This is a genomic window from Pseudomonas sp. R45(2017) (assembly GCF_002112305.1).
Lineage (GTDB): Bacteria > Pseudomonadota > Gammaproteobacteria > Pseudomonadales > Pseudomonadaceae > Aquipseudomonas > Aquipseudomonas paraglycinae.
Window position 1 is genome coordinate 429486 of sequence record NZ_NEHH01000001.1, and the last position, 24225, is coordinate 453710.

Consider the following 24225-nt stretch of genomic DNA (forward strand, 5'->3'; position numbering starts at 1 on the left):
CAGAGAGTACTCATGGAATCCAGAGCCCTGCGCATCGCCCTGATCGGTGATTTCGATCCGCAAGTCACCGCCCACCAGGCCATCCCGGCCGCCCTCGGACTGGTGGCGGAACACCTTCGCCGTCCGGTCGATTTCGAATGGTTGGCCACCGACCGAATCCTGCCCGAGACGCCGCTGGAACAATTCGACGGCTTCTGGTGTGTCCCGGCCAGCCCCTACAAAAGCGAAGACGGTGCCCTGCGAGCCATCCGCTTTGCCCGCGAGCAGCAGCGCCCTTTCCTCGGCACCTGCGGCGGTTTTCAGCATGCGGTGCTGGAGTTTTCCCGCCACGTGCTGGGCTGGGCCGACGCCGAACATGGCGAAACCTCGCCTGACTCGAGCCGCGCAGTGCTCACACCGCTTACCTGCTCGCTGGTGGAAGCGGTGGACAGCATTCATCTGGTGCCCGGTTCGTTGATCGCCAAGGCGTACGAAACGTCGGAGATTCACGAAGGCTATCGCTGCCGCTACGGTGTGAATCCGCAGTTCGAACGGGAGTTGCTGACCCATGAACTACACGCCGTGGGTCACGATTCGGCAGGCGATCTGCGCGCCATCGAACTGAAAAACCATGTGTTCTTTGTCGCCACACTGTTCCAGCCGGAACGTGCGGCGCTCAAGGGGAACTTGCCACCGCTGGTGCGAGCATTTGTTGAAGCCTGCTCGGAGCAATGTCGATGAAACCGGACACTGAGTGTTTCGCCGTGATCTTCACTTCGACACGCACCGAAGGTGACAACGGCTATGCCGAGGCTTCCGAGCACATGATGCAGTTGGTTGCCGAGCAACCGGGGTTTCTAGGCATCGATTCGATCCGAGGCGCGGACGGGGTGGGGATTACGGTTTCGTACTGGGAGAGTGAGGCAGCGATTCTGGCCTGGCGCGAGCATCCGGAGCATTGGGTGATTCAGGCGCGCGGGCGGGCTGAGTGGTATTCGGCGTTTCATACGCGGGTGTGTCGGGTGGAGCGGGAATATCGGTTCGGCCAGTGAGTATTGAGGTGTACTCACTGGCCCTTTCGCGGGCTTGCCCCGGGCGGCGTTCCGACGAAGAGGCCGGAACAGTCGCTGCAGAACCTCAGCCCTTCACCAGACAACGCACCGCCTCAATCTCCGGCACTTCGCGTTTACTCATGTAAACCCGCAACGGCTCGGTGATGTTGATCCGGTCATCGATGTTCTGATCCAGCAGCAACTGGATCAGTTCGCGCTTGAGGGTCATGGTCTGTTCGGTGGTCGGTGCCCAGACGAATTCGCTGCACGGAATGATGCCGTCATCGGCCACGTCCATGCCGAACGAGTCCTCACTGAAGCGCACGATGTACTGTCCGGTCTTGCGGTTGAGGCCGACGAAGCCCTTGAGGTCGTCGGCGGCCTGGCAGATGAGTTGCGATGTGATGCGCATGGTAAACCTCACAAGAGTGATCGAAGGTTTACACGCAGGGCATTGAGGCGCGCCCTCTGCCGGGGCGGTTGCCGTGGCCAAGCGTACTGCAAACGAACGCACAAAAGTGCGCAAATTTTCGCTTTCAGTACGTTTATGTCGGTCTTGCGATAGCACGTTTTCGTTTGAGTTGCTAAAAGGGACATCTTCGAAAATACCTGCGAAAGGACCTCGACATGCCCGCCACGTTTACCAAAAGCGCACTGCTGCTGAGCCTGATGCTCGGCCTCGGTCAGGCTCACGCCGCCAGCCAGCCAAACCCGGTTGCGCTCGCTGCCTCCGAGGGCATTCCGCACCCGGCGGTGATCGCCCACCGTGGCGCGTCCTTCGATGCCCCGGAATCCACCGCCGCCTCCTACAAACTGGCGCGCGACCTGGGGGCCGATTACCTGGAAATGGACCTGCAGCGCAGCAAGGACGGCGTGCTGTTCGCCCTGCACGACGACAATCTGCAGCGCACCACCGACGTCGCCACCAAGTTCCCGGAACGCAAGGACAGCCCGGCCAATGCCTTCACCATGGCCGAACTGAAAACCCTCGACGCCGGCAGTTGGTACAACGCCAAGTACCCGGATCGCGCGCGCCCGTCCTACGTCGGCCTGAAGATTCTGACCCTCGACGAAATCATCGACATCGCCCAGGCCAACCCAAAGCACAAACCCGGCCTGTACATCGAAACCAAGGAGCCGAAGCTGTTCCCGGGGATCGAACATGACCTGAAGGAAAAACTCCAGGCTCGTGGCTGGCTGGTTCCGGCCGGCGCCAAACCGGCTAAAAACGCCGCCAGCGTCGGCGAAAGCAACGGCAAGGTGATCCTGCAAACCTTCGAGAAGAGCAGCCTGGAAATGCTGCAAAAGGAAATGCCGCAGGTGCCGAAGATCCTGTTGCTGTGGGTGGGTGAAGGCAGCATCGAGCCGAAATCCAAAGTGACCTTTGCCGAATCCGGCGAGAAGGACAAGAACGCGTTCTACGGCAAGCAGGAGCCGAAATCCGAAGCCGAATTCAAGCAATGGATCGACTACGCCAAGGCACAGGGCGCCATCGGCACCGGCCCTTCGGCGAAGCTGACTCACGGCGGCGATCAGAGCTATTCGGATCTGGTGCAGCCATGGATGAACAAGTACACCCACGACAAGGGCCTGCTGGTCCACGTCTACACCGTGGATGAGCCGGTGGACTTCGAGAAAGTCATGGCCTCTGGTGTCGACGGCATCTTCACCAACCGCGCCAGCGAACTGCTGAAGTTCTACAAACGCCCGGCCGCCAGTGTGGATCAGGTGTTGAAGAACAACGGCTTCTGATCTGTAAATCCGCGCGTCAGTCAGTATCGCGAGCAGGCTCGCTCCCTCGGGAGTCCAGCCTGCTCGCTGCGTTTTAAGGGTGAGTTAAGTTGCGGCGATTAACCTGAACTCACTTAAACGAATCACCCAAAGGAATAACCGATGAAAACCCTGACTGCCCTGTTTACTGCTGCCGCCCTGACCCTCACCGCTGGCCTGGCCCAGGCTGACGTTCGCGTTGACCAGATCCCTGAACTGGTCAAGTCCGGCAAGATCAAGTCGCTGGAATCGATGAACGAACAAGCGCTGAAACTGCATCCGGGTGCGACCATCACTGACACGGATCTGGATAATCACTTCAATGGTTATGAGTATGAAGTTGAGTTGCGTACTGCTGATGGCAAGGAGTTTGATGTGGACTTCGATGCAACGACTGGCAAGGTGCTGAGCGACAAGCAAGACACTTGATTGGTTGATAAAACAAAGCCGCATGACTTTTGGGTTGTGCGGCTTTTTTGTGTCTGGTGTCTGGCTGAAATCATGTTTCGTCAGTCAGCCCCTACCCCCTCACCCCAGCCCTCCCGAAACGTCGGACCGCCCCCAAGGGGGCGAGGGGGAAAGGGAGCCGATCTCCATGGGTTTCTAAACCTGAGTTCGACACAAGATTTTCAGGTCGGCGTAACTCGAACATTCAACTCCGTCAGTCCCCTCTCCCTCGGGGAGAGGGCTAGGGTGAGGGGAAAAGGCTTCACGCGGAGGTACTGACCAGCGAACCCGACGTACTCGAATCCGAATCCTGCAAAGCCGCCAACAACGCCGCCGTCGCCGTCTGCAACGAAGCCGATGTCGTCGCGATCTGCGACTGCGCCGCCGCAACATCCGCCGCCTTGGCATCCTGGCTTTCTTGCTTCGCCTGAGCCGCTTGCAGCGCCTTTTGCTCTTCCTGCAACTGCTTCTGCAACTCGGCAATCTGCTTGCGCAGTTCTTTCACGGTATCCGATTCTTCGCTGCTGGAACTGCTGTCCCCCGCCGGCGCCGCGCCACCGCCCGCCGCCACTTTGCTGGTGTCGGCCTTCACGCCGGTGCTGGCTGCCGCGGTGATCGAGGTGTCGTCACCGGTGTCGGCAATCGAGGTTTTGCTGGTGGGCGTGGTGGCGGTCTGATTGATCGAAACAGACGTGATGCTGACCATGGGAAATCTCCAATGCCGGTTATAGATAACCGGGCATCGGCGGCGGTCTGCACCAATTGAGATCGACTGTGTACCGACTCGGTAACCGAACCGGTACACAGTCACTGGCCGGTCAGACGCTCAGGCGAGCGGTGACGTCGTTCAGTTGGCCGGACAGGCCGTGCAGGTTCTGGCTGGCGCTTTCGGTGCGCTGCACGTTGTCGAGGTTGGTGCTGGCGATCGAGGTGATCTCGGTCAGGTTGCGCGAGATGTCTTCGGCGACCGAGGTCTGTTCCTCGGCGGCGGTGGCGATCTGGCGGTTCATGTCGCGAATCGCTTCCACCGCGTGGGTGATGCGCTCGAGCATGGCGCCGGCCTGGGTCACTTGCTCGACGCTTTCATCGCTGCGGGTCTGGCCACTGTCGATGGCCTGGGCCGCGTCCACCGCGCCGGTCTGCACGCTGTGGATGATCTGGTTGATCTCGATGATCGACTCCGCCGTACGCTGCGCGAGGTTGCGTACTTCGTCAGCGACCACCGCAAAACCACGCCCCGCTTCACCGGCACGGGCCGCTTCGATGGCGGCGTTGAGCGCCAGCAGGTTGGTCTGCTCGGCGATCCCGCGAATCACTTCCAGCACCTTGCCGATGCGACCGCTGTCAGCTTCCAGACGACGGATCACGGTGGCGGTGTTGGCGATTTCGCCGCGCATCTGGGTGATGCTGTGAATGGTGCTCTGCATGACCTTCTCGCCCTGTTGCGCGGACTGGTCGGCATCGTCGGCCGCACGTGCAGCGTCAGCCGCATGACGGGCGACTTCCTGGGCGGTGGCGGACATTTCATTCATTGCCGTGGCCACCTGATCGGTGCGGCTGAACTGCTCGTTGGTGCCGCCGGCCATCACGGTGGCGATGGCGTTCAACTCGCCGCTGGCGCTGTCCAGATCCTTGGCGCTGCGTTGCAGATGATTGAAGGTTTCGGCGAGGAAATCGCGCAACGTGTTGGCCGCTGCGGCCAGGTTACCCAGCTCGTCCTGACGGTCGCTGGACACACGCTCGACCAGACGCCCCTTGCTCAACTGGGTGACGTAGTCGATGAGTTTGCGGATCGGCTCGACCAGGTTGCGGTTGACCAGCCACAGGCTGAGCAGACCGATCAGCAAGCCTGACGCGAGCATCACCAACAGCCCCAGCCACACAGTGCGGTCAGCACTGGCGCTGATCTGCGCCGATTGCTCGGTGCCCTGCTTGCGCAGCTCGGCGACCAGCTCGCTCATCTGGTCGCTGGCGGCACGGTCGACGCCTTTGACGGCGGCGTCCCCCGCAGTCGGATCGGCACCGGCGGCGACGTAGGCATCACGGCCCTTCTGGTACGCAGCACCAAGCAGACGGTGTTCTTCGCGCAGGCGATCAATGCGGGTTTTCAGCGCAGGCTCGAGGCCTTTCTGGTTGGCCAGCTCACCGAGGATGCCCTGCACATCGCGCTGACGGTCTTCGAACTGGCCCCAGTACTTGGCCAGATCCGCCGGTTGCTTGCCGCGCAGCAGAACGTTTTTCCACTCCTGAACCTGCACCTTGAATTGCAGGTTGGCTTCATCGATCAGTTGCGAGGTGTGCAACGGACCTGCGATCAATTGGCTGTAGTTCTGCACGCCGTTGGACAGGAAATGAAAGCAGGCCAGCGCGATCAACAGCATCGCCAGCAGGCTGCCGCTCAGCAGGGCGAGAATTTGCGCTCTCAGGGATTTTTGCAGCATCACAGGTACTCAGGACAGGGATGAGGCACGCCCGGTAAGACGTGAATTGTTGCCGGACATCCGTGTCGGCGGACCTTGGCTCATGGCGAAGGCGCGCAACCTAACTCATGCGTGATCGGCGTTCCAGCGCCCTTCTTGAGAAAAATCCGACCGCCGGTAACGCATTGATTTGACGTCATTTTACTGTCACACAAGCGTCATGTGACATGGCGATGATGCGGCTCAGGTGAATCTGCAAATCCCGCGACAGACGCCTCCTCGCAGCGAGCCTTCATGAACCACAGCCTCGATATCAGTCATCGTGATCCTGACCTGTTCGGCCTGCTTTACGGCTTTCGTTTTCGCCCCGGCGAACGCGGGCGCGAGGTGGATTCGGCGACCGCCCTGCGCTGCCTGCAAGACGACAGCGAGGGCGATGAATTTCTCTGGCTGCACCTGAATCTGGCCCACGCCGCGTGCGAGCGCTGGATGAAAAGCCACCTGCAATTGCCCGAAGAGTTTTTCGAAGCGCTGCACGAAGGTTCGCGTTCGACCCGCATCGAGCATGTCGATTCGGCGTTGCTGGCGGTGGTCAACGACGTGGTGTTCAACCTCAGCAGCATGGTGTCATCGGACGTGTCGACGCTGTGGGTATGCGTGCGCAGCAAACTGATCGTCAGTGCGCGTCTGCAACCGCTGCATTCGGTGGACAAGCTGCGTTCGTCGGTGAAGTCCGGCGAGTGTTTTCGTTCGCCGCTGGAACTGCTGGTGCACCTGCTGCGCGACCAGGGCGAAGTGCTGACCCAGATCGTGCGCAAGACCAGCATGAGCGTCGATCAGGTCGAGGACGAATTGCTGTCCTCGCGGCTGTCGACCAACCGCGCCGAACTCGGCGCCAACCGACGGGTGCTGGTGCGCCTACAACGGCTGCTGGCGCTGGAGCCGGGTTCGCTGCTGCGCCTGCTCAACCGGCCACCGCCGTGGTTGCAGAAGGAAGACGTGAAGGAGTTGCGCAAATCCACCGAGGAGTTCGCGCTGATCATCAACGACCTGACCGCCCTCGGCGAGCGGATCAAGCTGTTGCAGGAAGAGATCGCCGCCAACCTCAACGAACAGAGCAACCGCACGCTGTTCACCCTGACCGTGGTCACGGTGCTGGCGCTGCCGATCAACATCATTGCCGGTTTCTTCGGCATGAACGTCGGCGGCGTGCCGCTGGCCACCGATCCGGAAGGGTTCTGGATTCTGGTGGCGCTGGTGGCGACGTTCACCGTGATCGCCGGGCGCTGGGCGTTTCGCAAGCGGCGGGATTACTAAGAGCCGACTGCCCCTGCCGCTCGTTCCCACGCTCCGCGTGGGAATGCCGCCCGGGACGCTCCGCGTCCCTGTGACGCAGAGCGTCACCTTATGCATTCCCACGCGGAGCGTGGGAACGATCACCGCCTTCAGATCAGCGGTGAAGCTAAAACCCCAAACACTGATCTGTCGCAGCCTCTCTGTAATATTTAGCAACGATCATGGGCGACACTCCTTCCCCCGCTCAGGATTGTCCGCCCATGGCTACTCCCTCCCTGACCGTCAGCCCGGCCCCCGCTGCCAGTGGCAGGCCGGCCCTCGACAAGAAAACCGGCCCGTTCACCTACGTAGTGTTTTTCGCGGTACTGGCGATGGGGATGCTGTTCACCGCCTACAGCCTGATGCACGACATGCACGAACTCGGCACGGTGGTCACCACCTGGACGCCGTTCCTGCTGCTCGGCGTGGCGTTGTTGATTGCGCTGGGCTTCGAGTTCGTCAACGGTTTCCACGACACCGCCAACGCCGTGGCCACGGTGATCTACACCCACTCGCTGCCGCCTAATGTGGCCGTGGTGTGGTCGGGTTTCTTTAACTTCCTCGGGGTGCTGCTGTCGAGCGGCGCGGTGGCGTTCGGCATCATTGCGTTGCTGCCGGTGGAGCTGATTCTGCAAGTCGGTTCGTCCGCCGGTTTCGCGATGATTTTCGCCCTGCTGATCGCGGCGATCCTGTGGAACCTCGGCACCTGGTGGCTGGGCCTGCCGGCCTCGTCGTCGCACACGCTGATCGGTTCGATCATCGGCGTCGGCGTGGCGAATGCCTTGATGCACGGCCGCGACGGCACCAGCGGTGTGGACTGGGCTCAGGCAACCAAGATCGGTTACGCGCTGCTGCTGTCGCCGCTGGTGGGCTTCGGTTGTGCGGCGCTGTTGCTGCTGGCGCTGCGCGCGTTCGTGAAGAACCGTTCGCTGTACAAGGCGCCGGAAGGCAACACCCCGCCACCGTGGTGGATTCGCGGTCTGCTGATCCTGACCTGCACCGGCGTGTCCTTCGCTCACGGTTCCAACGACGGCCAGAAAGGCATGGGCCTGATCATGTTGATTCTGGTCGGCACCCTGCCGATGGCTTATGCGCTGAACCGCACCATGCCGGAAGAACAGTCGCTGCAATTCGCCGCTGTCGCCCAAGTGACCCAGCAAGCGCTGGTGAAAAGTGCGCCACTGCCGGCACCGGCCGATCCCCGCGCTGTGCTCTCCGACTACGTGCGCAGCAAGGAAGCCACGCCGCAACTGATCCCCGCCCTCGCCTCCCTGACCGGACACATCGGTGAAGAAGTGAAGGGCTACGGCTCGCTGGCGAAAGTCCCGGCCGAGGCCATGGGCAACGTGCGTAACGACATGTACCTGGCCAGCGAAACCATTCGCCTGATGGACAAGAACAAGGTCGGCACCTTCGACGCCGACACCAGCGGCAAGCTGCAACTGTTCAAGCAACAGATCGACAACGCCACGCGGTTTATTCCGCTGTGGGTGAAGATCGCAGTGGCGATTGCCTTGGGGCTGGGCACCATGGTCGGCTGGAAGCGGATCGTGGTCACGGTCGGCGAGAAGATCGGCAAGACCCACCTGACCTACGCCCAAGGCGCCTCTGCTGAAACCGTGGCGATGCTGACCATCGGCGCCGCCGACATGTTCGGCCTGCCGGTGTCGACCACTCATGTGCTGTCCTCGGGCGTGGCCGGGACCATGGTCGCCAACGGTGGCGGTTTGCAGATGAAGACCATCCGCAATCTGCTGATGGCGTGGGTGCTGACCTTGCCGGCGGCAATTCTGTTGTCGGGCAGCCTGTATTGGCTGTTTACCCAGATTTTCTGATCCAGCCGAATCCCTGTGAGAGCCGTTGCTCCCACAGGGATTTGCGGCAGAAATCAGAGCGTCGAACGAATCAAATCCCCCAGCCAGTCCATGAACACCCGCACCCGCAACGGCAGATGCCGCTGCCTCGCGTACAGCAGTGAAATGCCCATCGCCGGCGCGGTGTATTGCGGCAGCACCGTCACCACCTCTCCGGTATCCAGATAAGTATTCATCCCGGTTCGCGGCACCTGGATCAGACCGAATCCCCCCAGACACGCCGACTCGTAGGCATCGGTGCTGTTGACCGTCACACTGCCCGCCATTGGCACCCGGTGAACCTGCCCGTCCTGCTCGTAAACAAACCCTTCGGAACGCGAACCCAGCACACCGACGTAGTGCACCAACCGATGCTGCGCCAGATCTTCAAGTGTCTGCGGCACGCCATAGCGCTCCAGATACGCGGGGCTGGCGCAGTTGATCATGCTGAAGTCCCCCAGATGCCGCGCCACCACCGACTGATCGGGTTGCGCGCCGATGCGCACCACGCAATCGAAACCTTCGGCGAGCAGGTCGACCCGGCGATCGGTGCTGCTGATTTCCAGCTCCAGATTCGGATGACGCGCCATGAATTCCGGCAGCTTCGGCATGATCAGCCGTCGCGACAGAATGTTCGGCATATCGACCCGGATCCGCCCGGTCAGCGACGCTTCGTCCTGGCGGAACAGGTTCTCGATTTCGTCCATGTGCGACAGCAGATCCTTGCTTCGCTCGTACAGCGCAAGGCCGTCCTGAGTCGCCTGGACCTTGCGCGTGGTGCGTTGCAGCAGACGCGTGCCGAGCAGGCTTTCCAGCGCCTGCACCTGTTCGGACACCGTCGAACGCGGCAGCCCGAGACTCTCCCCCGCCATCGTGAAACTCGACAATTCGCTGACCCGGACGAAGGTGCGCAGCAGTTCCAGTTTGTTCATGGGTCACCCATTGATTGTTCGGATATTCCGACCAGTGATTCCGGTTTCAGTCTGTTTATCACCCCATGGCGGATAAATAAACTGTGCCCCATCAACCGTCACTGCCATCGAGGAAGACCCATGAACCGCAAAATCGCATTGATCACCGGTGCCAGCCGTGGCCTCGGCAAGAACGCCGCCCTGCACCTCGCCGCGCAAGGCGTGGACATTATCGGCACCTACAACAGCCGCGCCGATGAAGCCCAAGCGCTGGTGCAGGAACTGGAAACCCTCGGCGCCCAAGCCGTGATGCTGCAACTGGATGTCGGGCGCAGCGAAGGTTTTGCCGAGTTTGCTGTGCGGGTCGAGCAGGCGCTGCAACAACTTGAACGTCCGCGCTTCGATTTCCTGATCAACAACGCCGGGATTGGCGTGCATGCCTCCTTCGCCGACACCACGCCGGAGCAGTTCGACCTGCTGATGAACGTGCAGTTGAAAGGGCCGTTCTTCCTCACTCAGCAACTGCTGCCGCTGATCAACGATGGCGGGCGGATCATCAACATCTCCAGCGGTCTGGCCCGCTTCACCCTGCCGGGTTACGCGGCTTACGCGGCGATGAAAGGCGCGATGGAAGTGCTGACCCGTTATCAGGCCAAGGAGCTGGGGGCGCGGCAGATCGCCGTGAATATCCTGGCACCGGGCGCCATCGAAACCGACTTCGGTGGCGGCGCGGTGCGCGACAATTCGGCGTTGAATGCGATGGTCGCCAGCAACACCGCGCTGGGCCGGGCCGGGCAGCCGGATGACATTGGCGGTGCGCTGGCGCTGTTGCTGTCGCCGGGGGCGCAGTGGATCAACGGTCAGCGGATTGAAGCGTCGGGCGGGATGTTTCTCTAAACCCTGCAAAAACCCAGGACAAAAAATCGCAGCCCTCACAGGCTGCGATTTTTTTTCAGTTCTGGCAGACGCTGCGCATCACCAGCCGCTCGCGCACCACGTCATAACCCCAGTGGTAGATGTAGGTGTACGGCAGGAAGAACAGCAGCACGCCGATGTCGAGCAGGAACGCCTGCCACAGACTGACCGACAGCCACCAGGCAATCAGCGGCACGCCCATCACGATCAACCCGCCCTCGAACAGCAGCGCGTGCGCCACTCGCACCCAGGCATTGTGAGCGATGTTCCAGCGCTTGAGCATCCGGTCGAAGAAGCCGTTGAACACCACGTTCCAGCCCAGGGCCAGCAACGCGATTGCGATGGTGACGGCGCCCATTTCGACCAGCGGTTTGCCCATGATCCACGCCAGCAACGGGGTACAGATCAAGATCGCCAGCAGTTCGAAACCGATGGCCTGGAAGATACGCTCAGTGATGGATTTGTTGGCAGTCATGGCCGAAGTCCTCTGTGAAGATGGTTGCCATGATCCAGCACCACACCGATACTTCATAACCAATAACCATCGATCACGGCGATAGTTCATGGCATCTCAGGAAGTGTTGCTGGCGTTTGTCCAGGCGGCGACTCAAGGTTCGTTTTCGGCGGCGGCGCGCAAACTCGGGCGCAGTCAGTCGACGGTGAGTGCGGCGGTGGCCAGTCTTGAGATCGATCTGGACCTGGTGCTGTTCGACCGCAGCAGCCGCAAGCCGACGCTGACCCCGGCCGGGCACGTGATGCTGCAACGGGCCGAGGCGATTCTGTCCGCCACCAGCCGACTGGAAATGACCGCCCGGCAATTGGCCCAAGGTGTTGAGCCGAAACTCACGGTGGCGATTTCCGACACTTATCAGTCCGACCGTTTCGAAGCCGCATTGGTGGGTTTCGAGCAGCGTTATCCGGATCTGGAACTGGAATGCCTGATCGCCGAGTGCGATGACCTGGTCGAACTGGTGCAGCGCGGTCGGGCGCACCTGGCGTTCGCCGAGATGCAGGACAACTACCCGCCGGATCTGGCGAGCGCGACCGTCGCCGAGCGCACTGAAATCGCCTTGTTTGTGGGTCGTGGGCATCCGTTGGCGACTCAGGAATCCATCGATCAAACGGTCCTTGAGCAGCATCGCGAACTGCGCCTGGCCACCATCGTCAATCCCTATGACAGTCGCGGCAAAGGCCGGGTGTGGTCGGCACCGAGTTACCTGATGCTGCTGGAAATGGCCGAGAAAGGTTTTGGCTGGGCCCCGCTGCCACGCTGGCTGGTGGAGCGTTTCGGCAATGATTTGCTGGTGGAACTGAAGGTGCGCGGCTGGCCGAAACCGGTGTTCGTCGATGCGCTGTGGTCGCGGCTGTACCCGCCGGGGCCGGCGGGCAGCTGGTTGCTGAGCAAGATGCTGGAATAGCTCAGGCCGCCTCGATCGCTGCCGGGCGATTGACCTGAAAATACGCGTGCAACCCGCGCATCGTCGGCAACTCCAGCGCTTGCGCTGCATAGCACAATCCCACCCGCCGGGTCGGCGCCGGCAGGTGCAGCGCGCGCACGACGATGCGTTCATGCCCGCTGACCAGTGACTGCGGCAACATCGCCACGCCGACACCCGCCGCCACCATGTGCAACGCCTGTTGCAGTGAACCGGCATGCCCCGCCACCGCTTCCGGCGAGCGTCCGTACAGCGCCATCAACCGCTGATGTGAAGGATGCTGTGGGCAGGTGATCCAGTCCTCGATCGGCGCCCAGCCGGCCTGCGCGTTTGCCATCGGATGATCGAGAGGCAGCGCCATCACATAGGACTCTTCCCACAGCGGCAGGAACAGTTCGTCCTCGCAGCACATTTCCTCGACCGCCAATCGACCATCGCCGTGACAGCCCTCTTCCAGGGTCAGCAACAGATTGGGCAACGCCTGATGGGCCATGCGCACAAAGGCTTCGATGTGGCTTGCGGCGATGTCGCCCTCGATACCAAGGGTCAGCGGCGCACGGTTTTCGCGGCCGCGAAACATCCGGCTCAGTGCCTCGGACTCGGCCACCATCCGCCGTGCCTGCGGGTATAGAAGACGCGCTTCGTCGCTGACTTCCACACCACGGGGCTGACGTACGAACAGCGTCGCACCGAGCTCTTCTTCCAGCTGTTTGATGGTCACCGACAACGTGGGCTGACTGATGAACAGCCGTTGCGCGGCAGCGGTGATGTTGCGTTCCTCGAACACCGCGAGGAAGGCTTTGAGATGGCGGATATCCATAGGAGATTCCGATAGCAGACAGAGGAATAAGGCATTTTTCAGCCTCCAGCGGACTAAATATACTGCGTCACGAATCTGGTCATTTGTTTTTCTTATCTCAGGAGTTCAACCATGAGCAAGCCATTGATCATCATCACCGGCGCCAGCTCGGGCATCGGCGAAGCCACCGCCCGCCGCTTGAGCGCTGCCGGCCATCCGCTGCTGTTGTTGGCCCGGCGCATCGAACGCCTTGAAGCACTGGCACTGCCGAACACCTTCAGCCGCCGCGTCGACATCACCGACCGCGCCGCATTGCTGGCCGCTGTGGCCGAAGCGGAAGCGCAGTTCGGGCCGGCCGATGCGCTGATCAACAACGCCGGGGTGATGCTGCTGGGCGAGATGAGCAAACAGGACCCGGCGCAGTGGGACCAGATGCTCGACGTCAACGTAAAAGGCCTGCTCAACGGCGTGCACGCGGTGGTTGCCGGGATGATCGAGCGCAAGCACGGCACCATCATCAACGTCAGTTCGGTGGCCGGGCGCAAGACGTTCCCGAACCATGTGGCGTATGTCGGCACCAAGTTTGCGGTGCATGGATTGTCCGAGAATCTGCGTGAGGAGTTGTCGCCGCACAATGTGCGGGTGACCACGATTGCGCCGGGTGCAGTGGAGACCGAGTTGCTGAGCCACACCACGGATGAGGCGATCAAGACCGGGTATCAGGCCTGGAAGCAGGACATGGGTGGCACGGTGTTGAGTGCCGAGGATGTGGCGACGGCGATTGCTTATGCGTATGGGCAGCCGCAGGGCGTTTGTATTCGCGAGATTGTGATGGCTGCGACTCGGCAGCAGGCCTAAAAGCGAAAGGCGAAAGGCAAAATCAAAAGCGCCCTCACCCTAACCCTCTCCCGGAGGGAGAGGGGACTGACCGAGGTGTCTTACGTCATACATCGACCTGAAAGATCTGGTCGATTATGGATTCACAGCGAACCGTTCAGGTCGGCGTATATCCCCAATATCCCCGGATCGGTCCCCTCTCCCTCCGGGAGAGGGCTAGGGTGAGGGCAAGCGATCCAAAGCCGAAAGCCGCCCCTCGATAAACCGCCGCTCCGGCTCCTGCCGCGTCAACTCCAGTGCCCGTGAATAGGCCACCCGCGCCTCCTCAACCCGCCCCAACTGCCGACAAAACTCCGCCCGCGCCGAATGCGCCAAGTGGTAATCCTGCAATTCCCCACGGTCCAGAATCCCTTCAACCAGGGTCAACCCCGCCAGCGCCCCGTCCCGCTTGGCCACCGCCACCGCCCGGTTCAACTCGATCACCGGCGACGGTACCGCCCGCAGCAACACGTCATACAGCCCGACGATCTGCTCCCAGTCCGTCTCCCCTGCCGTCGGCGCTTCGGCATGCACCGCCGCAATCGCTGCCTGCAGGCAGTACGGCCCGAAGCGCCCCGTGGTCAGCGCTTTTTCCACCAGATCGCAGCCTTCGGCAATCAACTCGGCATTCCACAATCCGCGATCCTGATCATCCAGCAGAATCAGTTCACCATCAGGCGAAGAGCGCGCCGAGCGCCGCGATTCATGCAGCAGCATCAACGCCAGCAACCCCATGACCTCTGGATCCGGCAACAACTCCAGCAGCAATCGCCCGAGACGAATCGCCTCGCGGGTCAGGTCTTCGCGTGTCACCTGGGCGCCGCCGGATGCTGAATAGCCTTCGTTGAACACCAGATAAATCACCCGCAACACACTGTCGAGGCGCTCGGGCAGTTCGCTCAGACTCGGCACTTGATAAGGGATTTTCGCATCGCGGATCTTCGCCTTGGCGCGCACGATGCGCTGGGCAATCGCCGCCGGGGCCGAGAGGAATGCCCGGGCGATTTCTTCAGTGGTGAGGTCGCAGACTTCACGCAGGGTAAGCGGCACTTGCGCGTCCGCCGCCAGCGCCGGGTGGCAGCAGGTGAAGATCAGGCGCAGGCGGTCGTCTTCCACGTCTTCGGCGTCCCATTCGGACTGTTCCAGTTCTTCCAGTTGCGCCAGCAATAACGGCTGCGAGGCCTTGAACCGCGCCCGCCGACGCAACACGTCGATCGCCTTGAAGCGCCCGGTGGACACCAGCCAGGTTCGCGGATTGTCCGGCACGCCGTCGCGCTGCCAGCGTTCGACCGCGACGAAGAACGCCTCGTGCAAGGCTTCTTCGGCGAGGTCGAAATCGCCGAGCAGGCGGATCAGGGTCGCGAGGATCCGCCGCGAGTCTTCGCGATAGACCTGCTCGACCCGGGCCGCGACCTCAGACATTCAACTGGCGCACGGGACGCACTTCGACACTGCCGACCCGGGCCGCCGGAATGTTGCCGGCGACCTGAATCGCTTCGTTGAGATCCCGTGCGTCGATCAGGTAGAAACCGGCCAACTGCTCCTTGGTCTCGGCGAACGGGCCGTCGGTGATCGACAGCTTGCCGTTGCGCATGCGCACCGTGGTGGCGGTCTGCACCGACTCCAGCGCTTCGGCGGCGACCATCCGGCCGCTGCCCTGGATCGACTCGGCGTAGGCCCAGCACTCGGCATCTTCCGGGCTGTCGGGCGACGAATGCAGCAGGCGCTCATCGCTGTAGACCAGGCATAAATACTTCATGGCGTTCTCCTGAATCGGACGGATCAACTATGGCTGAAGATCAGGGTTTCACATCGAACAGGGTCGCGCCGCTCATCGGGTCGAACGGTGCTGACCAGTGTTCGTGGGCGATCTTCCACGCCCCGCCCACCTGCCGGTAGCACGCGGTGACGCGCATCCAGCAACTCTGGGTTTCGCCCTTTTCATTGGTCCCGCCGCAGTTGGCGACCCAGTGGGCGAAGGCGATGTTGTCGGCGGTCTCGATGGCGATTTCGTGGAATTCGAAAATGTGCGGGCCGGGGCACATTTCCATGCAATCCACCCAGTGCGCGCGGTAGGCCGGTTTGCCCTTGAATTGCAGGGCCTTGATCGCATCGAAGGAGACGATGTCGTCGGCGTACAGGGCCATGACTTTTTCCACGTCCTTGGTCATCACCGCCTCGCGGTAGGTGTCGATCAGGCTTTGAATCTGCGCTTGCGTACTCATGGGGTTTCTCCCTGGTTTTTGTTGTGAAGACACCCTTAGTCGTTCGGCGATTTGCCGGATCGACAGTTGAAACAAAAAAATTCCGGAGAAGACAAAATCGCTAGAATCCGAGGCTCATCTTTGTAGGAAAAAGGAAATTCCCGTGTCAGCCAAACTCGTACCGTACGAGAGCCTTAACGCCTTGCAGCGTCAGCAAGTCGAAGCGATTGAAATCCACGCCGAGCAGATCAAGTTCTCCGGCGATATCCACGGCGCCCTGCATACGCTGCTGTCGAAACCCGGTCCTGGCGTGAAGGGTTTTGCCCTGCTGGCAGAAGATGAGCCAGTGGCGTTCCTGCTGCTCAAGCGCCCGCCGGTTCTGCCGGAATGGGCCGATGAACACAGCGCCACCCTGCATGCATTGCAGGTCGATCACCGCGCACAAGGCAAGGGCTATGGCAAGGCCTGCCTGCTGGCGTTGCCAGAAGTTGCGCGCCAGGCCTGGCCTGAAATCAAAGGACTGGAACTGTCGGTGGACGCCGACAATGACGCCGCGATTGCGCTGTACGCCAAGTACGGCTTTGTCGACAGCGGCGAGGCCTACAAGGGTCGCATCGGTTACGAGCGGCGCATGGGGCTGTTCTTCTAATCGTCGAGGGAGCAACGATGATCGATTCAATCGAAGCGCTGGAAGCCATCTACGGCTTGCCCCACGAACGGGCGCTGCGCAAGCAGATCGGTTTTCTCAACGAGGACTATCAGGCGATGGTCCGGGTTTCGCCGTTGGTGATTGTCAGCTCGGTGGGTGCCGATGGCATCGACGGTTCCCCGCGCGGCGATGCGCCGGGGTTTGTGCGGATCATCGACGAGCGCACCCTGGCCCTGCCGGATCGCCCGGGCAACAACCGCATCGATACCTTGCGCAACGTGCTGCACGATCCGCGGGTGTCGCTGCTGTTCATCATTCCGGGGATCGGCGAGACGTTGCGGGTCAACAGTACGGCGACCATCAGCGCTGATCCCGAGTTGCTGGAAAGCTTCGCGGTGAACGGCAAACCGGCGCGTACGGTGTTGCTGGTGACGGTGGAGGCGGCGTTCTTTCATTGCTCGAAAGCGTTCGTGCGTTCGGATGCGTGGAACCCTGAAACCCACTTGCCGCGCTCGGCGCTGCCGACGGCGGGCGCGTTTCACAAGCGTCTGAATGATGGGCAGTTTGATGCCGAGGCTTATGATCGCGAGGCCCCGACGCGGGTGCGGGACACCCTCTACTGACACCGCCCACCCTCGTTCCCACGCTCTGCGTGGGAACGCATACCGGGACGCTCCGCGTTCCTGCCGCACCGCTGATGCAACGCCTGGCACCGTCATGACGCAGAGCGTCGAAGGCTGCATTCCCAAACGCAGAGCGTGGGAACGATCAGGTCAGGGGTTCTTCTTCAGAGCGTCAGGATCATCTCGTGCCACGCCATCCCGCCGTGGTCGGATTCGGACGGTTTGATGTAGGCAAAACCGAATCCGGCGTACAGCGGGATGTGCCGTTCCTTGCACATCAGGTGAATCGTCGCCTTGCCCTGCTCGCGCATGCGTTCGATGAATTCCCCCAGCAGACGCTTGGCCAGGCCCAGGCCCTGATAGTCCGGGTGCACCACCACCGACATGATCACCACGTTCGGCCCTGCCGGGTCGTGGCCGATCAGTTCCTTGAACGCCTCATCGGACATCTGCACATCAAACGCCGCGCCGGAGTTGATGAACCCTGCCACCTGCCCGTCCACCTCGGCGACGATGAAACCGTCCGGCCAGGTGGCGATGCGCGTGGCGATCTTCTCGCGGGTCGCGGCTTCGTCGCCCTCATAGGCGAGGGTTTCGATGGCGTAGCAGCGGTCCAGGTCGGCGGCGGTGACGTGGCGGATGACGGTGTTCATGGCGGCTCGAAATCAGTGGAAACAAGGCCGCCAAGGATAAAGGAATAAGGTGTTCATATCGATCCGCGCAGGGGGCGTAAAGCCTGCGTATAAGCGCTTTTCTTCGGATTCGGGACGGTCTATTTCTGACGCCTGTCTCTGATCACCCGAGGAGGGAACCGTTTATGAGCAGCGTGGAAATCGGTTTGTTGATGGTGTTGGGCATCAGCTTCTTCGGCTTCATTACCCTGGGCATCGACCTGTTGCGGGCACGACGGATCAAGGGCAAGTGAAACTCGACCGGCAGCGCGAAGCGGGTTCGCGCTGCCGGTTGCCGATCAGGTTTTCTTTTCCACCGGGACGCAGATTTCCAGCTTGCCGGTATTGAGCTTCGGGTTGAAATCGGCGCTGTAGCGTTCCAGCTCCGGGGCGTTGAGCCCTTTGTATTCGGAATTCGGCAGCCAGGTGTTGTAGATGTAGTCAATGGTCTGCGGCAACTGATCCAGCGAACCCTTGTGTTCGAACACCGCGTACTGACGCGGCAGGACTTCGATCCACGGATACTTTTCCTGCGGGAAGTCGTCCAGCTTGCGGATTTCGACCCCGGCCATGTAATCGAAACCGCCGTTGCCGTCGAAATTGCTGCAGACACCGTAGGTCACTTCACCCTTCTGCCCCGGAATATTTCCGATGTGCGGGATCAGTTTTTCCCACAGCGCAGGGATGTCCTGAACGGTCTCTTGAGTGAAGCGATCGCGAAATCCTGCAATCAGCAGGAAGTGTCCATGTTCGAAGCGAGGTTCAGCCACTTCGACGCGTTTTTGCTCATCCATGACTCGACTCCTTGAACGAAAAAAGTGGGTTCGGCTGGGAGTATAGAAGCCAAACCCGATTCGCACATTTACAGCGTATGCAGGGCCTCGGCGGCGCCGGAACCGACGAACTCGTTATAACCGGATACGATCACGTAGACCGCGAAATAGCAGAAGATCGCTGCAGATGCCATGTAGGAATAGCGCAGGAGTTTGTCGCCCAGCAACTTGCCGCCATGGCTCGCGGCGAAGCACAGGCCTGCCGACCACAACAGCCCGGCGCACAGGAAGCCGCCGAGGAACAGCGCCGAGCTCAAAGGACCGCCGCCGCCGGAACGGGCGATCAACGTGCCGCCCACTGCCGCGAACCAGAGGATGGCGCTGGGTGACGACATGGCGAGAAAGATCCCACGGAAGAATTCCTTGCGATGGGAGTTCTGGCCCACTTCGGCGGTCGCCGCCAATTGCGCTTCGTGATGGATCGCCGAATAGATCATCTTCGCCGCGAAGTAGATCAACAGTGCCGAACCGCCGATCCACAACACCCAGCGCACGGTTTCGTATTGCAGCAGAACGGTCATCCCGGCCAGCGCCAGCACCGCGTAGATCAGGTCGCCGACGCAGGTGCCGAGGCCCAGTGCGAAGCCCTGAAAATAGCCGCGCTGCATCGCCAGGGTGATCATCGCGATGTTGGCCACGCCGATGTCCAGGCACAGCGAAAGGCTCAGCAAGAAGCCGCTGGTGAATTCCATTAACCGTTTTCCTTGGGAAAAATTTGTTTACAAAGGCGCTGGACAGTCTGCCATCGCTGCCCTTATCGTCCGCCACAGGTCACCGCAGTGACCAGCGTCGCTCGGACGGTTCCGGGCGCTTACGTTATCCGAGGCAACAATGGCTGAACAAGGTTCGCCGCGCCGCTTTGCGCGCATAGATCGACTCCCCCCTTACGTTTTCAACATCACCGCCGAGCTGAAGTTGGCCGCCCGACGTCGCGGCGAAGACATCATCGACTTGAGCATGGGCAACCCCGACGGCGCCACGCCGCCGCACATCGTTGAAAAACTGGTGCAGGTTGCACAACGCGAAGACACCCACGGTTACTCCACGTCCAAGGGCATTCCGCGCCTGCGCCGGGCGATTTCCAACTGGTACAAGGAACGCTACGAGGTCGAGATCGACCCGGAAAGCGAAGCCATCGTCACCATCGGTTCCAAGGAAGGCCTGGCGCACTTGATGCTGGCGACCCTGGATCAGGGCGACACGGTACTGGTGCCTAACCCGAGCTACCCGATTCACATCTACGGTGCCGTGATTGCCGGCGCCCAGGTGCGATCGGTGCCGCTGGTGCCGGGCGTGGACTTCTTCGCCGAGCTGGAACGGGCGATTCGCGGCTCGATCCCGAAACCGAAGATGATGATCCTCGGCTTCCCGTCCAACCCGACCGCGCAGTGCGTGGAACTCGATTTCTTCGAGCGGGTGATTGCTCTCGCCAAACAGTACGACGTGCTGGTGGTGCACGACCTGGCTTACGCCGACATCGTCTACGACGGCTGGAAAGCCCCGTCGATCATGCAGGTGCCGGGTGCCAAGGACATCGCGGTGGAGTTCTTCACCCTGTCCAAGAGCTACAACATGGCGGGCTGGCGCATCGGCTTCATGGTCGGCAACCCGGAACTGGTCAGCGCTTTGGCGCGGATCAAGAGCTACCACGACTACGGCACGTTCACCCCGCTGCAGGTGGCCGCGATTGCTGCGCTGGAAGGTGATCAGCAGTGCGTACGCGACATCGCCGAGCAATATCGCCAGCGCCGCAACGTACTGGTCAAAGGCCTGCATGAACTGGGCTGGATGGTCGAGAACCCGAAAGCTTCGATGTACGTCTGGGCGAAGATTCCCGAAGCCTACGCGCACCTCGGCTCGCTGGAATTCGCCAAGAAGCTGCTGGCCGAGGCCAAGGTCTGCGTCTCGCCGGGTGTCGGCTTTGGTGAGTACGGCGACGATCACGTGCGCTTTGCGCTGATCGAAAACCAGGACCGGATTCGCCAGGCAGTACGCGGGATTCGCGGGATGTTCCGGGCGGATGGCCTCGTGACCAAATCCTGAGGTGATGATCGTTCCCACGTCGAGGCGTCGAACCGTCTGCGTGGGAATGCCTCAATGGACGCTCCGCGTCCGCTTTGGGACGCAGAGCGTCCCGGGCTGCATTCCCACGCGGAGCGTGGGAACGATCCAGGCACAAAAAAACCGCATCGCTGCGGTTTTTTTGTGTCTGGCGTTCGAGGTTAAACGAACAGCGACAGCAACAGAATAAAGCCCAAACCCACCACCGACAGGATGGTTTCCATCGCCGTCCAGGTCTTGAAGGTCTCGGCCACGGTCATGTTGAAGTACTGCTTCACCAGCCAGAAACCGGCATCGTTGACGTGGGACAGGATCAGCGAGCCAGCACCGGTGGCCAGCACCAGCAACTCACGGTTCACGCCCGGAATCATCCCCACCACCGGCACCACAATGCCCGCTCCCGTGATGGTCGCCACGGTGGCCGAACCGGTCGCGATGCGGATCACCGCTGCCACCAGCCACGCCAGCAGGATCGGCGAGATCTGCGCGCTGACCGCCATGTGGCCGATCACGTCGCCCACACCGCTGGTCACCAGCATCTGCTTGAAGCCGCCGCCGGCACCGATGATCAGGATGATCGCGGCAGTTGGCGCCAGGCTCGCGTCGAGCCATTTGAGCATCTGCTGAGAACCGATGCCCTGCTTGTAGCCGAAGGTGTACAGCGACAGTAGCAATGCCAGCAACAGTGCCGAGATCGGGTGACCGATCATGTCCATCCAGGTGCGGAAGAAATGACCGTCCGGCAGCGCCACGTCGGCGAAGGTTTTCAGCAGCATCAGGAACACCGGCAGCAGCACGGTGACCAGGGTGATGCCGAAACTTGGCAGATCCTGCGAGTCCGACTCACGGGCAAGTTGATCGACCAGTTCCTGATTTGGCGTACCGGGAATGTGCTTGGCGATGAACGTACCGAAGATCGGACCGGCAATGATGGCGGTCGGCAGCGCGACGATCAGACCGTACAGAATGGTCTTGCCGATGTCGGCACCGAACACGCCGATGGCCAGCAGCGGGCCCGGGTGCGGCGGCACCAGGCCGTGCACGGCGGACAGGCCGGCGAGCAGCGGGATACCGATCTTGATGATCGACACACCGGTGCGGCGAGCCACGATGAACACCAGCGGAATCAGCAGCACGAAGCCGATTTCGAAGAACAGCGGAATGCCCACCAGGAACGCGGCGAACATCATCGCCCACTGAACCTTGTCCTTGCCAAAGGCGCGGATCAGGGTCTGGGCGATCTGATCGGCACCGCCGGATTCGGCCATCATCTTGCCGAGCATCGTACCCAGCGCAAGGATGATGCCGACGAAACCGAGCACGCCACCGAAGCCGTCCTGGAACGCCTTGATGATGGTGCCGATCGGCATGCCGGAGGTCAGGCCGAGGAACGCGGCGGCGATGGTCAGGGCAATGAAGGGGTGAATCTTGAATTTGGTGATCAGGACGATGAGTCCGATCACCGTAACCACTGCATCGAGCAGCAGATAGGCGTCATGGGACATGCCAAACATTGGGGGTGTCTCCTGGTTTGTTGTTGTTATTAAAGCGGGTTAATCAGAAGTCGAAAGGACAGCGCTATCTTCGCAATCACACTCATACCGCCTGTTTCAGGCCATGGGCCTGCCACCAGACGTGGGCTTGCGACGCCAGTTCTTCAACGCTGTGGATCGAAGCATTCAGGGCCAGGGTCAACGGCTCGCCCTTGGGCGATTCGAGGGTGGCGAACTGGCTTTCGATCAAAGTGGCCGGCATGAAGTGGCCCGGACGGTGGGACACACGTTCGGCGGCGACTTCAGGCGTCAATTCGAGGAACACGAAACCCAGGCCCGGCAAGGCGCTGCGCAGCACTTCGCGATAACTGTGTTTGAGGGCCGAGCAAGTCAGCACCGGGCGTTCGCCCAGGGCATCGACGCGACGCAGTTCATCGCACAGGCTGTCGAGCCAGCCGGCACGGTCTTCGTCATTCAGGGGGATCCCCGCGCTCATCTTTTCGATGTTCGCGGCCGGATGGAAAGTATCGCCTTCAATGGCAGTGGCGCCGCTCAATTGGCACAGGGCCTCGCTGACGCACGTCTTGCCGCAACCGGCAACGCCCATGATGACCAGGGCGGTGATGGGATGATTCATGTAACACCTCAGCGCGCAGACAGCGCTACCTTTGCTAGCTATGACTCTAGTGCACAGGCAGAAGTTGCCGACGCCTTCTTGTCGTTTTTTTGGGTTGCAGCAGGTTTTGTCGGTACGCCAAAAAGCGAGGATCAGGCAGGACCTCGCTTACGCATTTGCAGCTGCATAAGGACAGCGCTACCTTAGTGCCTTGATTTTTGTTTGGCAAGCCGCCCGATGACCACCCCTAAAAACGATAAAAACACCCGCACCACCGGCCGTCCCACCCTCAATGAAGTCGCCCGTCTGGCCGGCGTCAGCCCGATTACCGCCTCGCGCGCCCTGCGTGGGGTCAGCACGGTTGCCACCGAACTGGTGGAGAAAGTCCAGAAAGCCGCGCTGGAACTCAACTATGTGGTCAACCCCGCCGCCCGCGCTCTGGCCTCGGCCCAGAGCCATTCGGTGGTGGTTCTGGTGCCTTCGCTGTCCAACCTGTTGTTCATCGACACCCTGGAAGCCATTCATCGGGTACTGACGCCCAAAGGTTTCGAGGTGCTGATCGGCAACTTCCACTATTCCCGCGATGAAGAAGAAAACCTGCTGCGCAACTACATGGCCTATCAGCCACGCGGTTTGCTGCTCACCGGCTTCGACCGCACTGAAAGCTCGCGGCGGATGATCGAGGCCAGCAACATTCCCTGCGTGTACATGATGGAGCTGGACAGCGCGGCCGGGGTGAACTGCGTCGGTTTCTCCCAGCTCAGCGCCGGGGAAACGGCTGCCGAACATTTGCTGTCCCGTGGCCGCAAGCGTCTGGCGTACATCGGCGCGCAGCTCGATCAGCGCACCCTGCTGCGTGGCGAAGGCTTTCGCAAAGCGCTACAGAAGGCCGGTCGCTACGACCCGGATCTGGAAGTGCTGACCCCGCGTTCATCGTCCGTGGGCCTGGGCGGCGAGTTGTTCCTGCAACTGCTGGCGGCGCATCCGGATGTCGATGCGATCTTCTTCGGTAACGACGACCTGGCTCAGGGCGCCCTGCTCGAAGCGCTGCGCAACGGGATCAGGATCCCCGAGCAAGTGGCGATCCTCGGCTTCAACGACCTGCCGATGTCGGAACACATGGTGCCGCGCCTGAGCAGCATCAACACGCCCCGCGAAGCGATCGGCAAACGTGCGGCGGAGCAGATGCTGACGCTGATGGCCGGCAATAGCGTGGCGCGGCCGGTCGAAGACATGGGGTTCGAGCTGAAGATTCGCGAGAGCACCTGACCCCGCACGGCAA

At 61.3% G+C, this 24225-nt stretch carries 27 protein-coding genes and 1 pseudogene; 13 read left to right on the forward strand and 15 right to left on the reverse strand.

Annotation, left to right across the window (positions count from 1 at the left end):
- Positions 1-12: 12 nt before the first annotated feature.
- Entirely contained in the window at positions 13-720 is a 708-nt protein-coding gene (locus tag CAF74_RS02045) for a CTP synthase (protein WP_085745146.1), read from the forward strand.
- Entirely contained in the window at positions 717-1031 is a 315-nt protein-coding gene (locus CAF74_RS02050; protein ID WP_085745147.1) for an antibiotic biosynthesis monooxygenase, read from the forward strand. Before CAF74_RS02045 ends, CAF74_RS02050 begins: the two co-directional genes overlap by 4 nt.
- A gap of 85 nt (positions 1032-1116) precedes the next feature.
- On the opposite strand, the gene CAF74_RS02055 is transcribed toward CAF74_RS02050, so the two are convergent.
- Positions 1117-1443 carry a DUF2025 family protein gene (locus CAF74_RS02055; RefSeq protein WP_085745148.1) on the reverse strand — a complete coding sequence of 109 codons (327 nt, stop codon included), beginning with the start codon at positions 1441-1443 and terminating at the stop codon, positions 1117-1119.
- A 215-nt stretch (positions 1444-1658) separates the two neighbouring features.
- Here CAF74_RS02055 and CAF74_RS02060 point away from each other — a divergent pair, with 215 nt between their 5' ends.
- Complete coding sequence (locus CAF74_RS02060) at positions 1659-2783, forward strand: glycerophosphodiester phosphodiesterase (protein ID WP_085745149.1); 1125 nt, start codon at positions 1659-1661, stop codon at positions 2781-2783.
- Positions 2784-2924: 141 nt separating this feature from the next.
- Positions 2925-3230, forward strand: coding sequence for a PepSY domain-containing protein (locus tag CAF74_RS02065; protein WP_085745150.1), 306 nt, complete (start codon positions 2925-2927; stop codon positions 3228-3230).
- Between the two features lie 280 nt (positions 3231-3510).
- Here CAF74_RS02065 and CAF74_RS02070 read toward each other — a convergent pair whose 3' ends face one another.
- The 3 genes and pseudogenes from CAF74_RS02070 to CAF74_RS29525 all read right to left on the reverse strand — a co-directional run.
- Positions 3511-3954: a hypothetical protein gene (locus CAF74_RS02070; RefSeq protein WP_085745151.1), complete on the reverse strand. Its 444-nt coding sequence runs from the start codon at positions 3952-3954 to the stop codon at positions 3511-3513.
- Positions 3955-4066: 112 nt separating this feature from the next.
- A complete protein-coding gene (locus CAF74_RS29520; protein WP_371857319.1) occupies positions 4067-4834 on the reverse strand; it encodes a methyl-accepting chemotaxis protein in 768 nt (255 codons plus the stop codon).
- A 165-nt stretch (positions 4835-4999) separates the two neighbouring features.
- A pseudogene (locus CAF74_RS29525) lies at positions 5000-5689 on the reverse strand (methyl-accepting chemotaxis protein); the annotation flags it as partial.
- Between the two features lie 273 nt (positions 5690-5962).
- On the opposite strand from CAF74_RS29525, the gene CAF74_RS02080 reads away from it, so the two are divergent.
- Complete coding sequence (locus CAF74_RS02080) at positions 5963-6985, forward strand: transporter (protein WP_085606510.1); 1023 nt, start codon at positions 5963-5965, stop codon at positions 6983-6985.
- Positions 6986-7224: 239 nt separating this feature from the next.
- Positions 7225-8838 carry an inorganic phosphate transporter gene (locus CAF74_RS02085; RefSeq protein ID WP_085745153.1) on the forward strand — a complete coding sequence of 538 codons (1614 nt, stop codon included), beginning with the start codon at positions 7225-7227 and terminating at the stop codon, positions 8836-8838.
- A 53-nt stretch (positions 8839-8891) separates the two neighbouring features.
- On the opposite strand, the gene CAF74_RS02090 is transcribed toward CAF74_RS02085, so the two are convergent.
- Positions 8892-9788, reverse strand: coding sequence for a LysR family transcriptional regulator (locus tag CAF74_RS02090; protein ID WP_007951094.1), 897 nt, complete (start codon positions 9786-9788; stop codon positions 8892-8894).
- Positions 9789-9908: 120 nt separating this feature from the next.
- On the opposite strand from CAF74_RS02090, the gene CAF74_RS02095 reads away from it, so the two are divergent.
- Positions 9909-10664 (forward strand): SDR family NAD(P)-dependent oxidoreductase, encoded by a 756-nt coding sequence (locus tag CAF74_RS02095; RefSeq protein ID WP_085745154.1) that lies wholly within the window; start codon positions 9909-9911, stop codon positions 10662-10664.
- A 55-nt stretch (positions 10665-10719) separates the two neighbouring features.
- Here the strand turns inward: CAF74_RS02095 and CAF74_RS02100 are convergent, their stop codons facing one another.
- Entirely contained in the window at positions 10720-11157 is a 438-nt protein-coding gene (locus CAF74_RS02100) for a multidrug/biocide efflux PACE transporter (RefSeq protein WP_085745155.1), read from the reverse strand.
- Positions 11158-11245: 88 nt separating this feature from the next.
- Here CAF74_RS02100 and CAF74_RS02105 point away from each other — a divergent pair, with 88 nt between their 5' ends.
- Complete coding sequence (locus CAF74_RS02105) at positions 11246-12100, forward strand: LysR family transcriptional regulator (RefSeq protein ID WP_085745156.1); 855 nt, start codon at positions 11246-11248, stop codon at positions 12098-12100.
- 1 nt (position 12101) lies between these two features.
- On the opposite strand, the gene CAF74_RS02110 is transcribed toward CAF74_RS02105, so the two are convergent.
- Positions 12102-12938, reverse strand: coding sequence for a LysR family transcriptional regulator (locus CAF74_RS02110; RefSeq protein ID WP_085745157.1), 837 nt, complete (start codon positions 12936-12938; stop codon positions 12102-12104).
- Positions 12939-13049: 111 nt separating this feature from the next.
- Between CAF74_RS02110 and CAF74_RS02115 the strand changes: the two genes are divergently transcribed.
- Positions 13050-13775 carry an SDR family oxidoreductase gene (locus CAF74_RS02115; protein ID WP_085745158.1) on the forward strand — a complete coding sequence of 242 codons (726 nt, stop codon included), beginning with the start codon at positions 13050-13052 and terminating at the stop codon, positions 13773-13775.
- Between the two features lie 195 nt (positions 13776-13970).
- On the opposite strand, the gene CAF74_RS02120 is transcribed toward CAF74_RS02115, so the two are convergent.
- The 3 genes from CAF74_RS02120 to CAF74_RS02130 are packed head-to-tail and all read right to left on the reverse strand — an operon-like array spanning position 13971 to position 16018.
- A complete protein-coding gene (locus tag CAF74_RS02120) occupies positions 13971-15215 on the reverse strand; it encodes an RNA polymerase sigma factor (protein ID WP_085745159.1) in 1245 nt (414 codons plus the stop codon).
- Positions 15208-15552, reverse strand: coding sequence for a YciI family protein (locus CAF74_RS02125; RefSeq protein WP_007951101.1), 345 nt, complete (start codon positions 15550-15552; stop codon positions 15208-15210). The genes CAF74_RS02120 and CAF74_RS02125 overlap by 8 nt, the downstream gene beginning before the upstream one ends.
- A gap of 40 nt (positions 15553-15592) precedes the next feature.
- Positions 15593-16018 carry a nuclear transport factor 2 family protein gene (locus CAF74_RS02130; protein ID WP_085606525.1) on the reverse strand — a complete coding sequence of 142 codons (426 nt, stop codon included), beginning with the start codon at positions 16016-16018 and terminating at the stop codon, positions 15593-15595.
- A gap of 142 nt (positions 16019-16160) precedes the next feature.
- Between CAF74_RS02130 and CAF74_RS02135 the strand changes: the two genes are divergently transcribed.
- Both CAF74_RS02135 and CAF74_RS02140 read left to right on the forward strand, forming a co-directional pair.
- Complete coding sequence (locus CAF74_RS02135; RefSeq protein ID WP_085745160.1) at positions 16161-16646, forward strand: N-acetyltransferase; 486 nt, start codon at positions 16161-16163, stop codon at positions 16644-16646.
- A gap of 17 nt (positions 16647-16663) precedes the next feature.
- A complete protein-coding gene (locus CAF74_RS02140) occupies positions 16664-17269 on the forward strand; it encodes a pyridoxamine 5'-phosphate oxidase family protein (RefSeq protein ID WP_085745161.1) in 606 nt (201 codons plus the stop codon).
- Positions 17270-17433: 164 nt separating this feature from the next.
- On the opposite strand, the gene CAF74_RS02145 is transcribed toward CAF74_RS02140, so the two are convergent.
- The 3 genes from CAF74_RS02145 to CAF74_RS02155 form a co-directional block, all read right to left on the reverse strand.
- On the reverse strand, positions 17434-17922 hold the full coding sequence (locus CAF74_RS02145; protein WP_007951113.1) for a GNAT family N-acetyltransferase: 489 nt from the start codon (positions 17920-17922) through the stop codon (positions 17434-17436).
- A 317-nt stretch (positions 17923-18239) separates the two neighbouring features.
- Entirely contained in the window at positions 18240-18734 is a 495-nt protein-coding gene (locus CAF74_RS02150) for a GyrI-like domain-containing protein (RefSeq protein WP_085745162.1), read from the reverse strand.
- Positions 18735-18802: 68 nt separating this feature from the next.
- A complete protein-coding gene (locus tag CAF74_RS02155) occupies positions 18803-19465 on the reverse strand; it encodes a LysE family translocator (protein WP_039766147.1) in 663 nt (220 codons plus the stop codon).
- A gap of 139 nt (positions 19466-19604) precedes the next feature.
- Between CAF74_RS02155 and alaC the strand changes: the two genes are divergently transcribed.
- Positions 19605-20816: an alanine transaminase gene (gene alaC / locus CAF74_RS02160; RefSeq protein WP_085745163.1), complete on the forward strand. Its 1212-nt coding sequence runs from the start codon at positions 19605-19607 to the stop codon at positions 20814-20816.
- A gap of 179 nt (positions 20817-20995) precedes the next feature.
- On the opposite strand, the gene CAF74_RS02165 is transcribed toward alaC, so the two are convergent.
- On the reverse strand, positions 20996-22348 hold the full coding sequence (locus CAF74_RS02165; protein ID WP_085745164.1) for a GntP family permease: 1353 nt from the start codon (positions 22346-22348) through the stop codon (positions 20996-20998).
- 82 nt (positions 22349-22430) lie between these two features.
- Positions 22431-22964 carry a gluconokinase gene (locus tag CAF74_RS02170; protein ID WP_064598881.1) on the reverse strand — a complete coding sequence of 178 codons (534 nt, stop codon included), beginning with the start codon at positions 22962-22964 and terminating at the stop codon, positions 22431-22433.
- A 216-nt stretch (positions 22965-23180) separates the two neighbouring features.
- Between CAF74_RS02170 and CAF74_RS02175 the strand changes: the two genes are divergently transcribed.
- Complete coding sequence (locus tag CAF74_RS02175; RefSeq protein ID WP_039766142.1) at positions 23181-24212, forward strand: LacI family DNA-binding transcriptional regulator; 1032 nt, start codon at positions 23181-23183, stop codon at positions 24210-24212.
- Positions 24213-24225 lie beyond the last annotated feature (13 nt).